The 14,516-nt window shown below is 50.1% G+C and carries 10 protein-coding genes; 5 read left to right on the forward strand and 5 right to left on the reverse strand.

Features of this window, described 5'->3' with window-relative positions; genetic code table 11:
* The first annotated feature begins 37 nt into the window (after positions 1–37).
* On the forward strand, positions 38–379 hold the full coding sequence (locus C2U43_RS08970; protein WP_079938051.1) for a hypothetical protein: 342 nt from the start codon (positions 38–40) through the stop codon (positions 377–379).
* Positions 380–563: 184 nt separating this feature from the next.
* Here the strand turns inward: C2U43_RS08970 and C2U43_RS08975 are convergent, their stop codons facing one another.
* Positions 564–815: a DinI family protein gene (locus C2U43_RS08975; protein ID WP_079938050.1), complete on the reverse strand. Its 252-nt coding sequence runs from the start codon at positions 813–815 to the stop codon at positions 564–566.
* A gap of 203 nt (positions 816–1,018) precedes the next feature.
* Here C2U43_RS08975 and C2U43_RS08980 point away from each other — a divergent pair, with 203 nt between their 5' ends.
* Positions 1,019–1,651: a DUF6904 family protein gene (locus C2U43_RS08980; RefSeq protein WP_001567369.1), complete on the forward strand. Its 633-nt coding sequence runs from the start codon at positions 1,019–1,021 to the stop codon at positions 1,649–1,651.
* Between the two features lie 28 nt (positions 1,652–1,679).
* On the opposite strand, the gene C2U43_RS08985 is transcribed toward C2U43_RS08980, so the two are convergent.
* Positions 1,680–3,083 (reverse strand): ISNCY-like element ISKpn21 family transposase, encoded by a 1,404-nt coding sequence (locus tag C2U43_RS08985; protein WP_001567368.1) that lies wholly within the window; start codon positions 3,081–3,083, stop codon positions 1,680–1,682.
* Positions 3,084–3,167: 84 nt separating this feature from the next.
* Here C2U43_RS08985 and C2U43_RS08990 point away from each other — a divergent pair, with 84 nt between their 5' ends.
* Positions 3,168–3,566, forward strand: coding sequence for a HumD family translesion DNA polymerase (locus C2U43_RS08990; RefSeq protein ID WP_103284983.1), 399 nt, complete (start codon positions 3,168–3,170; stop codon positions 3,564–3,566).
* Positions 3,567–3,613: 47 nt separating this feature from the next.
* On the opposite strand, the gene C2U43_RS30180 is transcribed toward C2U43_RS08990, so the two are convergent.
* The 3 genes from C2U43_RS30180 to C2U43_RS09000 form a co-directional block, all read right to left on the reverse strand.
* On the reverse strand, positions 3,614–3,730 hold the full coding sequence (locus tag C2U43_RS30180; protein ID WP_352471416.1) for a YnaM/YnfT family protein: 117 nt from the start codon (positions 3,728–3,730) through the stop codon (positions 3,614–3,616).
* 753 nt (positions 3,731–4,483) lie between these two features.
* Positions 4,484–4,711 carry a hypothetical protein gene (locus C2U43_RS29735; protein ID WP_080625050.1) on the reverse strand — a complete coding sequence of 76 codons (228 nt, stop codon included), beginning with the start codon at positions 4,709–4,711 and terminating at the stop codon, positions 4,484–4,486.
* Between the two features lie 300 nt (positions 4,712–5,011).
* Positions 5,012–5,230 carry a cold shock domain-containing protein gene (locus tag C2U43_RS09000; RefSeq protein ID WP_079938047.1) on the reverse strand — a complete coding sequence of 73 codons (219 nt, stop codon included), beginning with the start codon at positions 5,228–5,230 and terminating at the stop codon, positions 5,012–5,014.
* A 366-nt stretch (positions 5,231–5,596) separates the two neighbouring features.
* Here C2U43_RS09000 and C2U43_RS29740 point away from each other — a divergent pair, with 366 nt between their 5' ends.
* On the forward strand, positions 5,597–5,761 hold the full coding sequence (locus C2U43_RS29740; RefSeq protein WP_216350678.1) for a YnfU family zinc-binding protein: 165 nt from the start codon (positions 5,597–5,599) through the stop codon (positions 5,759–5,761).
* Between the two features lie 155 nt (positions 5,762–5,916).
* Positions 5,917–14,499 (forward strand): GH36-type glycosyl hydrolase domain-containing protein, encoded by an 8,583-nt coding sequence (locus C2U43_RS09005; protein WP_079938046.1) that lies wholly within the window; start codon positions 5,917–5,919, stop codon positions 14,497–14,499.
* The last annotated feature ends 17 nt before the right edge of the window (positions 14,500–14,516 follow it).

Below are 14,516 nucleotides of genomic sequence, written 5' to 3' on the forward strand. Positions count from 1 at the left end.
GTTAGTATTTAACAAATAAGTTAATGGAGATTATTAAATGAAACGGATAATTTTTCTTTTGTCGGTGCTCAGCCTTTCGGGATGCGTAAATCCATACAATTACCGTGAGGACCAGAATATTTTGGCGTCGTTTACTACGACGAAAAGTGCTGACGATACGCAGGTATGCATACTCTCTGCATGGCAACGTGAACCTCTGTTGACTCAAATCATACCCCAAAAAACTGGTAAATATTACAGTGTGCTGGCAACCGGCGATAATGTAGATGTTTACACGGATAATGGAGTTACTATTATAAATTATTATTCGTTACGGGGGGCTCTTGACGTCATGGATGGAAAGAATAAAAGAATAGCAGGTATAAAATCCTGTCTTTAATTTGTATAGAGAAAGGCCTCTGCATGTGCAGGGGCCTTTTTTTTGTGGCCTGTCCATGCCACGCTAACCGGGATACGGGCAGACAGAGCGAGCACAAAGTGGCTGGCAAACTGGTGAACGTTCGATATTGCGAGTATTGAATGATTGCCAGTCACGGTGGATTGTACTTAAGCAATATGACGGTTCAGGGCGTGTAATCTGAAACCAGCCATATATCAGCCTCTTCAAACATTTCCTGAACAGTACGGCTTATCTGTTCTTTCTCATGCTTGCTGGCGTCGGTGTTGATCGCCGACAGTGTCATCATCGGTTTAACCCGAACATCAGCATCGGGGAAGATCCGGTGCACTCTCTTTCTCAATTCGCCCAGAATGATATCTTTTGCACCGGGCAGACCATCAAAATTCCTTTTGTCATAAACGAGTTCCACGAACATTGATTATTCCTCCTTTACTGGATGTATATACAGTATTTATAATGTGTTTTTATTCGGTATTCAAGAGAGGGCGTAAACATGGGCTTTTGTCAAGGCTCAATTGAAATGTCCGTTATCCAGCTCAATTAAAATGACCACTTTGATCTCTCATTCTCTTTACTGATAGACTTTCCTCCGACTGAAACAACAGGATGATTGAGCCCATGCTTCGATACGAGTTAACGCCGAACAATGCAGGTTTTATACTGTGGGGAGATTCAGAAGCCCTGAATGAATTACATGAACTCATTCATTACATCGTGGATGAAAGCCCACTGATTAAAGTTAAAGACGGATTTATGTTATCCCTTGCCTATGATATTCGTAAAGCACGGGAAGGTAATCGTCGTGTTGAGCAACATCAGTATGATCAACATGATACATATAAGCTTTATGGTGTTGAGCTTTTATGGCCTCTGGTCCTGGTACAGTCCTCAATACTCAGAAACTCAATGGGTTATATTCAGACAGACAAAAACCAGCTGTCTGTCATGTATGCCTTTGAATACCTGATAGAATCAGCATTAACAGAGTCTGAGAGAACAACGTCGAATGATATTATGCTAACAGTAAAATATGCATCAGACTCTGATTTTAATTTCATTGAGGATAATATTGACAGCAGGTGCTGCTATTTTATCAGCCTATCTCCGGAGCAAAGAAAAAAGCAGTTAATCAGTATTGTTCGTTCTTTTCATTCATTATGGGGTAAGTATGCCCGTGAAAAGCAGGACATAAAGATGCTGAACGAAATGAATAATACATCATGGGTCTGGCCGGACAATATCAACTGGTGAGCAACCACTGTCCGGCCAGTGAGTACCATCAGCGGGCTCTTTTACCAAAAATGTCCTCTGAACGTGACTGAAGCTGTTTGAGTGCTTCGAGCATGTCATCATTATCCAGTGAGCGCTGGGATTTCTTCCCTTCCTGCTTTGGCCGTCGTCGGGAAGGGCCATCTCCAGCGGGAATTGACTGAGAGCGCGTGTTATCCCGCTTGCTCTGCACCAGACTGATAAACTCCAGGGTTCGGCCAAGACGCTTGTTATCGACAATCGCGCCCTGGTCGATTTCTGACAGTCGGTCGTAGGTAGAGTAGGGAAGTAGCGTACCGTTCAGGCGCAGCTCTTTTCTGCCATCAGGATAGTGATACACATCGATATATTTACCTATTGCACGGCGACTCAGTTCGCTGTCTTCAATCAGGTACAACATTTTATCATATTGTATCGTCAACGATTTTGAGACTTTACGTTTTTCACGAACAGTGAAAATAAGCCCCAGGTCCTCATCATGTTCTACAGCACGGTGTACGTCAAAATCATGTCGCGGTACTTTGCCAAAACGGCGGTTATAGTCAGCCATATAGGCCTCAGCGAAGTCATTTGCAGCCTCCATTGAACAAATGCCCTGTAACCGCAGCTCTTTGACCAGACGATCCTGTAAAGTGAGGTGAGCTCGTTCTACACGCCCTTTGGCGGGACTGGTTTCTGCACAGATAGTCTGGATGTTCAGTTCATGCATGGCTCGCCCAAACTGAGTATGCCCGTCTCCGCCTGTGGCGTGTTTATTGTTAACACGAAAAACACCGGCTTTATCGCTGTACAGTGCCAGCGGTTTACCATGCTTATCGATATAGCGCCGCGTGGCTTCGAAGTAAGAAAACGTGGACTCCGATTTAACAAACAACAGTTCCATCAGTTTGCTGGTTGCATCATCAACATAGACCAGCGCGGTGCAGGCCGGGCCACGGCCTTCAAACCAGTCGTGATCACAGCCATCTATTTGTATCAGCTCACCAGTACACGGACGCCGGTACCGTGGTTGAGGGATCCTTGCGGCACGTTGTTTACGGGGAACCCATAAGCCAGCCCGCACCATGATGCGCCGGACAGTTTCTTTGCCAAGAAACAGTCCGTGGAGTTCTTCGAGCTTTTCACGCGCCAGAGTCGGACCGAAATCAGCATAACGCGTCTTGATCAGTTCCAGAGCCTGATCTGCGAGCCCGGGTGGCAACTGGCGGTTACCACGCATGCCACATCGTCTGCTGGCCATACCAAGCGGTCCGCCTTCACGGTAACGGGCAAGAAGTCTGCGGCATTGCCTGTCGCTGATACCGAGGTGCTCGGCCGCACGGCGCGTTGTGATGCGACGTTCAATGACGTCCTGTATAATCTTGATCCGGTTGATCTCTTTCAAAGTAAACACTCCTGAGCTTTCTGCGCTCATGATATGCCTCCCGGTAGTTTAAACGGACCAGTGAAGCTTACCATAGCGCGGACATCTGAATTGAGCCACAGGCGGACATTACTATTGAGCCATTACAGCTTTCCTTCACCTGCGGCAGATTATGTTGAAACACGAATCTCCCTCGATCAGCAGTTAATCAGCCAGCCCGCAGCGACTTATTTCATGCGGGCATCGCGTTCACATTTCAGGGAAGGGATAATCCAGGGGGCGCTGCTTGTTGTGGACGCGTCGCTTTCAGCCTGTGATGGCTCGCTGCTGATATGCGCGATAGATGGGGAATTCAGGAGCAAGCGATACCGAACTCATCCCCAGCCCCACCTTGTTAATCTGGAGAACGGGGGAATGGAGGCGCTGCCAGTAGATGATGGCGGTTACAGTTCTGCACCCGCTATATTCGGGGTGATCACGTACATCATTAATGATGCCAGGAATGGAGAGTTCGACGATTGCCCGGTGATGTGAGCACATCACTGTTAAGTGAAGTATGAAGTGGGGTTACGTGGTTGAGGTTAATTATCATTTCTGTCTGGATTGTTAGACAAACCAACCCCTACTTTTACCGCAGCGAACAACATGATGCACAGAGTGGTAATCACGGCAAATACTAATGAGAGACTAGTAATCATAGGGCTTCTTAATGTCAGATGAATTCTATTGTCAGACAACTGTATAGAGAAAAGGTTCCTGGCAATTATCGTGCTTGCTACTCAAGAGGATATTACAATCCGATAGATCGTAGTTGGCTGGTGATCTGTCGATAGTTTCACCCCAATAATTCCCCGGAGTTTCCCCGTACAGAAAACAGGCATAAAAAAACCAGCCGTAACAGGCTGGTTCTTAGAGGATTTTGGGTCGGCACGAGAGGATTTGAACCTCCGACCCCCGACACCCCATGACGGTGGCTACTGTTTTTAGGATTGCTATGTGCTAAAAGCGGAAATAAATAACAATTGTTCGATAATCACTTTTAGTGATCAGAAGCATGAAATTTCCTGTAAAAAATCCCCTGCAGCAATATGCAGGGGCTTATATATGATGCCGGGTGCCTCCCGGTAAGTCTTTGGGTAACCTCCCATGACTCGCTGCTTCAGTCGTGCATGATGAACATTCCAGCATAGAAGTCATCAGGTTAATTAGCCCTGCCGCTCAGAAGGATTCATCATAAAAGGCAAGATAGCATGAAGAGGGTGAGAGAGATATCGGCATTTAATCAGATAACAAAGAATATTTCTCTCATGTCAGTGTAGGTATTAAAATGTTGAATATGAAAAAAAGCCTGCTGTTAGCAGGCCGTAAATATTTTTAACTCATTTTTTGTTCGCTTCTGATAAATATGGTAAGAATGCAATCAAACGTGAAGCAGAGAGCATAGAAAAAAGCTATAAATATTTCCTTGCAGCATCAAGTATCTCCTGTGACGTTAACTCCCTGTCAGAAGCTACGTAAACAATACCATGAACGCCAGTTAAGGAAGGAAAGCCTGCAGACATAATCCGAAGATGCGTTTCTTCACCGTTCGGATATTCCTGCCTGATAGAGGATATACCTTCCAGAACAGTCATGACTTTACAGGATTCAGCATTAAAGAAAACAAGGACTTTTATCATATTCCACTACCCTGTTCTCTCGTGGATGTAAACAGTCAGATGCCATAAGGTAAAAGCAAAGACGTGATGCTTTCGGAGGCAGCCTCGCCTCTTACGCACTTTATTATTTAACAAGCAGTTAGCTTCTGCTTTCAGACTTTTATGCAGCAGTCCTGCACTTCATCACATCGGTCAGCACACTCATAATTGCGAAAAAATATGCTGACCTGATATTAAGAATAAACGACTTTTATCTGATTTAAGTTATGGAACTGTCTACTCAGGAATAATTCTTCATCGGTATCGCAGATCCACAAAGATTTATTTATCGCAAAGTATTACGTTTGCAGCAGCAGGGCCTTTGTCACCACTGTGAATGGCGAATTCAACTTTCTGTCCTTCAAATAAGGTCTTAAAGTTGTCGCCGTTAAGCGCAGAAAAATGAACTGAGATGTCTTTACTACCATCAAGAGGAGAGATGAAGCCAAACCCTTTGTCTTCGTTAAACCATTTTACCAAACCTTTAATTCTTATGGACATACCAACTCCTGCCACACATGATTGTATTGATAGTAAACGCATAGTATTAAACGTATGGACTCAAAAGGGGGGGATATCAGCGATAACACCTGGTAATGAGGACTACACGGAAAATCTTTTAACGTTCGTCTGTACATTGAACTGATGGGATTCATTAAGGCACGGTAATTAATAATAAGCAAATTATATTTTAGCCATCCAGAGAATCTGCAAGAGAAATTAAACTGGCAAAGGCCTCAACCTCCCTTCAGGGTGCCTGTGGTTGCGAATATCTACCTCTCCTGAATTTAAGTGCCTCAAAATAAATAGATTAAAACTTAACCACATGTGATACGGTGAGGCTCGTTCATTGAAAGGTTAATGGTTATGTCTATTATCAATTACGCAATGAAACTCTTCACCAGTGCGTCTACCGCCACTGCCGTCTGCCCTGTTTGTGGCTTAAAATCGGCTCAACTTTTGTCAAAAATCCGGCGCAATCAGGCCATGCTTTGCCCTGGATGTAAGGCTCTGTTTATCTCCCGACGCTAGCTCGGCCAAAAAACGCAGACAAAACTCATATTCTATACTTAAGTCAAATCCCAGCAGCTGTTAAATCCCTGATGCCTTACGCCCATCCTGAGAGAACGTTTCTGAACTGATTTTGCAACTGCTCCTGCATGCTAACTCTGCATCAGAGCAATGCTATGAAAATGAACCCCAGGGCGTGGTTTAACCGCCCCCATATTCCGATGAATGCTACCGAAAGCGTAACGTTTTCGGCGAACGATCCTGCCGGTGAAGGCACTCTGCAGTCAGAACTCTTTTCGACCGCCCAGATGGAACGCTACGGTCAGAAGCTCGCCCGGACCCATAAATTATCGCCGGATAAACATCCTTATTATCTTCTAAAAAGACTCGGCGAGAATGAGGCCATCATCACCCAAAGCTGTTATGAGCTTAACGCGGGTAAAAAGACCAGCATCATGCCTGCCGGGGAGTGGTTGCTGGACAATTATTATCTTATTGAGGAACAAATCCGCACGGTCCGCCAGCACTTGCCGAAAAGCTTTGGTAAAGGTCTCCCGTCGCTGATGTCGCCGCTGAATTGCCCACGAATTTACAATATTGCATCAGAGGCCATTGCTCACGGTGACGGGCGCTGGGATGTCGCCAGCCTGACCAGCTATCTCACTGCCTATCAACAGGTGACACCGCTGACGCTGGGTGAAGTCTGGGCGTTACCGGGAATGCTGCGCCTGGCGCTGATTGAAAATCTTCGTCGTATCAGTATCGAAGTGATCAAAGCGCAGCAGGACAGAACGCTGGCTGATATGTGGATAACAAAGATTTTCGGATGTGCAGAGAATGCCCCTGGCGATTTAATCATGGTGGTTGCCGATATGGCACGCTCCCGACCTACGTTAACCAGTGCATTTGTCGCAGAGCTGGTGCGGCGCCTGCAGGGGCATGGCAATGCGTTGTCGTTACCTCTGACCTGGGTTGATCAGTGCCTTCGGGAACAGGGGATCACCACCGACGTTCTCATACATAATTTCAATCAACAGCTTGCCGCCAGCCAGCTATCTGTCAGTAACAGCATCGCGGGTCTGCGATTACTGAGTGAAACGGATTGGGCTGATTTCGCCGAAACGATAAGTGTCGTCGAACAGGCATTACGCAATGATCCTGCCGGTATCTATCCTCGGATGCACTTCAATACCCGGGATCATTACCGGCACGTTGTTGAGGTCCTGGCCAGGGACAGTGTTCTCAGCGAGCCTGAAGTTGCTGACAGGGTGCTGACGCTTTCAGGGAACAGTGCTCCCGATACACTGGAACATCATGTTGGTTATTATCTCGCAGGCGAAGGTCGGCAGGCGCTGGAAATTCATCTGTTAGCAGACACCTCAAGGCTCATGCGCTTGCGGCACAGTTTCAACAGAATAACCCTGCTGTCATGGCTTGGAAGCCTGGCGTTGTTGACAATCGCAACGACCGCAACGATTTTGCACGAAACAGCCATGCAGGGCGCAGACTGGCTGTTGATCGCAGTGATATTCCCTCTGATTATCGCTGTAACTCAGTTAATGAGCGATTTACTCAGTGACGCAACCACCCGTTTTCGCGTTCCTCGCCCATTGCCGCGGATGGATTTCTCAACCGGCATTCCCCCTGACAGCGCCACTCTGTTAGTCATCCCCTGCATGCTGACCAGCCACGAAAGTTTCAGCCAGCTCCTCACCAGTCTTGAAGTCTGCTGGCTGGGGAATGAAAACGAAAATCTCAGGTTTGCGCTGCTCACTGATTTCGCTGATTCTGCAAATGAACCCTCGCCGGAAAGCCAGATGCTGCTCAGACAGGCGATCGCTGATACGCAGGCGCTGAATCGCCGCTATCCCTCCAGCCGCCCACGTTTTTATCTGCTACACCGCCAGCCTGAATGGAACCCCGCGGAAGGAACGTGGATGGGCTATGAACGCAAGCGGGGAAAACTGGCGTTACTGAATAGTTGGTTGCGCCATCCGGGGACACAATTCGTCAGCGTTGCAGACATGCCTGCTAACCTTTTACCGGGCCACATTAAATACGTCATTACCCTGGACAGTGATACGGTGCTGCCGCGCGATACGGCGCACAAACTGGTCGCGACGATGGCGCATCCGCTGAATATGCCAGAGTATGATCCGGTACACCAGAGGGTTGTCAAAGGATTTGGTATTTTACAACCCGGCCTTGCGGAGGAGATACCACGCAACGGTCAGGGACGTTACGCCGCCATGCGCAGCAGCATACCGGGCAATAATCCCTATTCGATGATGTCTTCGGATATCTATCAGGATCTTTTTGGGGAAGGATCGTTCGTGGGCAAAGGGATTTACGATGTTGACATTTTTATGCAAGCCACTGCCAACACCTGCCCGGAAAACCTGGTTCTCAGCCATGATCTACTCGAAGGATGCTATGCACGTTCGGGTCTGCTGAGTGAGGTGTTACTCTATGAACAGTACCCGAATAATTATCTGTCGGATGTTGTACGCCGTTCACGCTGGATCCGGGGGGACTGGCAACTGCTTAACTGGCTGAAACCACGTGTCAGAAGAGCCGATGGAACCCGGACCAGGAATCCGCTGACCGCGCTTTCTTACTGGAAATTACTCGATAATCTGCGTCGCAGTCTGGTCGCCCCTTCATTACTGGTATTGCTGTTCTTCACCCTGCTAGGGGTACCTAATCCTGTTTACTGGCTGGGCGTACTGTCGCTGATATGGCTGTTGCCAACTATCCTCTGCATCACCCATGACCTGCTGCATAAACCTCTGCGTCGCCGCCTGAAGCCGCATCTGTTACTGGTAGGGGCGGGCGCGCTGAAGCGTTTGTCAGGTATCGGCCTTAATTTTGCGATACTGCCGCACGAAGCCGGATATTCGCTAAAAGCGATCGCCGTGACGTTATGGCGATTGGGGATCAGCAGGCGTCACCTCAGCCAGTGGGTCAGCCACAGCCTGGACAGCAATCAGGCCGGACCCACTGTCGCGCGTTTTTATCAGGCGATGTGGCTGAATGTTGCATGTGGTGTGATGCTGATAATACTGACCGGACAATTTGCTCCACAACTGCTGGGGATTGCGTTGCCGATCGGTTTGTTATGGTGTGTGGCACCGCTGCTGATGAGCTGGCTGAGTCGCCAGCCTGCGCGTAAGGTGTTTTCGCCCAATCCGGAACAAAAACAGCTGTTGCGCCAGACAAGCCGTGAAATCTGGGCGTTTTTTGAAACCTTTGCCACAGAAAAAGAGAACTGGCTTCCGCCTGATAACTACCAGGAAATACCGCAGCCGACGGTGGCCCATCGAACTTCTCCTACCAATATTGGCCTTTCCCTCATGGCTAACCTGACGGCATGGGACTTTGGCTACCTGCCCGGCGGGGAAGTGCTACGGCGCGTGTCGCTCACGCTCGACACAATGGATAAAATGGAGCACTACCGGGGCCATCTCTACAACTGGTATGACACTCGTACGCTGGCCCCCCTCAGCCCACGCTATATCTCAAGCGTCGACAGCGGCAACATGGCAGGGCATTTGTTGACACTGCGTGCAGGGCTGTCCGCCATGCGTCATCAGCCAGTTTTAAACCGCCAACAGATACTGGCAGGACTGAACGATACGCTGGATATTCTGGAAAAACAGTGGGGTCAGAACCCGCCTGACAGCTTGCGGTTGCTGCGAAAACACTGCCTGAGCGCGGTGTCGCTCTCTCCGCAGACATTTTTCAGCGAGCTGAAAAATATGCGCACCCAGTGCAATCACCTGAACACGCTATGCCGACAGGGATCTCCTCTTCAGATGCGTTGGGCAGGACATCTGGAGCATCAACTGGTTCAGCTTTGCCATGAGTGGTCGCTGCTGCTTGGCTGGTTACCCGCATCCTGGAACGAACAGACGCTGCCGACTTTGTGTGAGCTTGCCCGCGCAACATTTACTGGTGCAGGAACCCCCCCGGCGTCAGCGACGGAGCAGGCCCGGATGCGACTCAATATTATCACTGAACTTGAACAACGGCTGGATGAGCATGCCCGGATGGATTTCGCCTTTCTGTACAGCGAACCAACCAGTCTGCTCAGTGTTGGCTATAACTGTGACACGAATATGCCTGACAAGAGCCACTACGATCTTTTGCCGTCTGAAATCCGCCTGACCAGCTTTCTTGCCATTGCCACTAATCAGCTACCTCTTAAAAGCTGGTACGCGCTGGGGCGACTGTTCACCACCATTGACAATGAAACAGCCCTGATGTCATGGAGCGGGTCAATGTTTGAATACCTGATGCCGAATCTGGTAATGCCCACCTGGCCTGGCAGTCTGCTCGATGAAATGAGTCAGTCGGCGGTTATGCGCCAGATTCATTGGGGGAAAGAACGCGGAGTACCGTGGGGCGTTTCAGAGTCTGGTTATCATGCTTTTGATGTTCAGCATAATTATCAATATCAGGCATTTGGTGTGCCGGGTCTCGGCCTGCGAAGGGGGCTTGCTGATGACATGGTTGTCGCCCCTTACGCCACACTGCTGGCGTTGATGGTTTCCCCACAGAAAGCTTGTGAGAACCTGATAAGGCTGCAAAAAAATGGCGCACTTGGTGAATACGGTTTTTATGAAGCGCTGGACTATACTCCCTCACGCCTCGCAACCGGTCAGCTCTATGCGGTGGTTCAGTCCTGGATGGCGCATCACCAGGGGATGGCGTTTCAGGCGCTGGCTCATGTGCTACTTGACGCCCCGATGACTGAACGCTTCATGTCCAGTACGGTCTTCCGCTCAGCGAGCCTGCTGTTACAGGAACGCGTGCCGGATGCAGTCGATCTGTACAGTCCGCGCCGTCATTTTGAATCTCATGAGGGCAGGGTCAAACCCGTTCGCTATGAACCCCGTATTTTCTATGGCGTGGACACGCCGGCCCCGGATATTCAACTGCTGTCCAACAACCATTATCATCTGATGTTGACCACGGGCGGCGGCGGCTATAGTCGCTGGAATAACATTGCGCTCACGCGCTGGCGCAGTGATACCACCCGCGATAACTGGGGAGCATTCTGCTATATCCGCGATATACAGACGGGGAATGTGTCGAGCAATACCTGGCAACCGACAGCCCACACCAGCGGGCATGACGAGGAAGTGATATTCACCGATGCGAGTGCTGAATTCAGACGCTCTTTCGATGGGCTCAGCGTCAAAACTCAGGTTGTGATCTCCCCGGAGGATGATATTGAGTTGCGACGACTCACACTGATTCATCGTGGTCGCCAGCCTCGCTCTCTGGAAGTGACAACCTATGCCGAAGTAGTACTGGCACCTGAAGCCAGCGATCTGGCGCACCCGGCATTTAGCAATTTGTTTATTCAGACGGAACTGGATCCTGAGCGTGACGCTATTCTTTGCCACCGGCGCCCGCGTTCTCCGGGTGAAGCGAGTTCCTGCCTGTTTCACATGATGGTGGTGCATGGCGATAACCGTCATAACGTTTCGTTTGAAACAGACAGGGCAAAATTTCTTGGTCGTGGCAGAAACCCTGCGGATGCCCAGGCAATAAAGGCAGGCGGGGCGCTCAGCAACACGTCGGGGTCAGTGCTGGATCCGATCCTGGCAATACGCCACGCCATCACTCTGCAGCCGGGGCAGCCGGTCACGATTGATATCATTTATGGCATCAGCGAGACCCGCCAGCATAGCCTGGCATTGCTGGAAAAATACCGCGATTACCCTATCGCTGATCGTGTATTTGAACTGGCCTGGTCTCACAGTCTGGTGGTGTTACGCCAGATGAACGCCAGTGAAGATGATGCCACTTTGTTTAATCGTCTTGCCAGCGCGGTACTTTACCCTGTCCAGGAGCTGCGCGCCGAAGGCCAGGCGATCAGCCGCAACCGGCGTGGTCAGTCCGGTCTGTGGGGCTGGGCAATTTCAGGTGATCTGCCGATAGTGCTGATCAGTATTACCAGCGAGGAAAGTATTGCTTCAGTGACCACACTGATTCAGGCACACCGTTACTGGAGACAGAAAGGACTGGATGTTGATTTGGTTATCCTGAATAACAGTCCCGGCGGCTACCAGCAGGGCTTACAAAATCAGATTATGGACTTAATTTATGCCGGGTCTGAAGCCAGTCTGCTGGACAAAACGGGCGGTATTTTTGTTCGTAATGGCGAGCATCTCTCTGCTGAGGATAAGTTGCTTTTGATGAGCGTGGCCTGTCTTTATCTTGATGACCGCACAGGTAATATCAATGAGCAGCTTAATCAGCGTACTCATACCCTTAAACCTCAGGCCAGAGCACTCATTCCACGGGCTGTACGCGAGCGTAATCAACATACGGACTGGAGTCCCGATATCAGTCAGTTATGCCATTTCAATGGGTACGGTGGATTTTCTCAGGATGGTCGGGAATATCAGATTGTTCTGCGGGAAGATGCGCAGACACCGGCACCCTGGTCAAACGTACTGGCAAATGCCCGTTTTGGCACTGTGATTTCAGAGGCGGGACAGGCCTACTCCTGGTATGAGAATGCACATGAATACCGGTTGACACCGTGGGAGAACGATCCTGTGAGCGATCGCAGCGGCGAGGCGTTTTATCTGCGCGATGAAGAGAGTGGTGAGTGTTGGTCACCGACGGCTTTACCTGTTCGCGGACATGGTGATTACCTGACCCGCCATGGTTTTGGTTACAGCGTGTTTGCCCATCGAGAGAATGGTATAGACAGCGAGCTGACGGTCCTGGTTGCCGAAGAGGCGCCGGTTAAACTGGCGCTCCTGACGCTCAGTAACTCTTCGGGTCGGACACGCAAACTTTCCGTCACCGGCTATGTGGAGTGGACGCTCGGAGGAACACGAACTCGCTCAGCCCCTCACATTGTGACACATACGGCCAGACCACTTGGCGGCTGCGGAGTGCTGGCGAACAACTTTTATGGCGATAACGGTAGCGGTCGTACTGCCTTTTTTGCCGTCAGCGGTAATGACTGTTCGTTGACCGGGGACCGCCGGGAGTTTATCGGTCGTAATGGTTCTCTGCACGCCCCGTCGGTCATGAAGCTACGCAGGCTTTCAGGTAAAACGGGCGCCGGTCTGGATCCCTGCGGGGCAGTACAATCGGCGGTAACATTAATTGATGGGGATCAGAGGACGTTTATTTTTATCCTCGGCGCAGAGGAGGATCATATTCGAGCTCAGGAGACGCTTGCCCGTTATATGAATGAGGAGACGGTCCGCGAGGAGCTGAACCGGGTTCACAACCACTGGCACAATGTGCTCGATAAAATTGTGGTTAACACTCCCGACACATCGGTAAATTTACTGGTGAATGGCTGGCTATTGTACCAGACGGTAGCCTGTCGCCTGATGGCTCGCAGCGGTTACTACCAGTCCGGCGGCGCATTTGGTTTTCGCGATCAACTGCAGGATACGCTGGCGCTGAGCCATGCTGATCCGAACCGGATGCGAGAACAGATGATCCTGTGTGCATCACGGCAATTTATTGAGGGTGATGTACAGCACTGGTGGCACCCGCCACACGGCAATGGAGTGCGCACTCGCTGTTCCGATGATTATCTGTGGCTTCCGCTTGCCGTTTGCCACTATGTTGAAACGACGGGGGATATGGATGTACTGGAAACACGTATTCCTTATCTGGAGGGACGTCCGCTTCAGCCTGGTGAAGAGTCTGCCTATGATACGCCGGTGATCAGCGGTACCGAAGAGACACTCTGGTTACACTGCGTCAAAGCCATTAAGTATGGACAACAGTTCGGGGAGCATGGTCTGCCTCTGATGGGGGCTGGTGACTGGAATGACGGCATGAACCGGGTGGGGATCGAAGGCAAAGGTGAAAGCGTCTGGCTGGGCTTCTTCCTGTTCGACATTTTGCAGCGGTTTGCGGCACTGGCTGATCGCAGGCTGGATGAAAGCGTCGCCTCAATGTGCCGTTCACAGGCTATGCGCCTGCAAAGCAATCTCGAAGCCCACGCTTGGGATGGTGAATGGTACCGGCGTGGATATTTTGACGATGGTACTCCCCTGGGGTCGAAGGCTTCACAGGACTGCCGGATTGATGCGATTGTGCAGAGTTGGTCTGTATTGTCCGGGGCCGCAAGCCCGGGACGGTGCGCAATGGCCATGCAGGCGCTGGATAAGCACCTTGTGGATAACGAGGGGGGACTGATAAAACTATTAACACCTCCTTTCGATGGGCACGGTCCAAATCCTGGTTACATACAGGGTTACCTGCCTGGTGTGAGGGAAAACGGAGGACAGTATACACATGGCGCTATCTGGGCTGTGATGGCATTTGCCCGAATGGGGAATGCCGAACGCGCCTGGCAACTCTGGTCAATGCTCAACCCGATAAATCATACTCTGAATACAGACTCGGCCGGGATTTATAAAGCTGAACCTTATGTCATGAGTGCTGATGTCTACAGTGTCGCTCCCCATATCGGACGTGCAGGATGGAGCTGGTATACTGGTTCTGCAGGCTGGGCCTGGCGTTTACTTACCGAGGAATTACTGGGGATAAAACGTTCCGGTGCTGACTTTACGGTTCATGCCAGGTTGCCGGATGGGTGGACATCTTTTTCTATGAGCTACCAATATGGCGAAAGCCATTATCAAATTAGTGTCTCACGCGGCGATGCAGAATATCGCGTGACACTGGATGGTGTTCTCCTCCCTGATGACAGAATACCGCTGAAGGATGATGGACAAAACCATATGGTTGAGATCATTCAGAACTGACACTGAGTCCGGAGGCG

Origin of the sequence: Citrobacter freundii complex sp. CFNIH9, assembly GCF_002903305.1 — a bacterium.
GTDB classification, from domain to species: domain Bacteria; phylum Pseudomonadota; class Gammaproteobacteria; order Enterobacterales; family Enterobacteriaceae; genus Citrobacter; species Citrobacter portucalensis.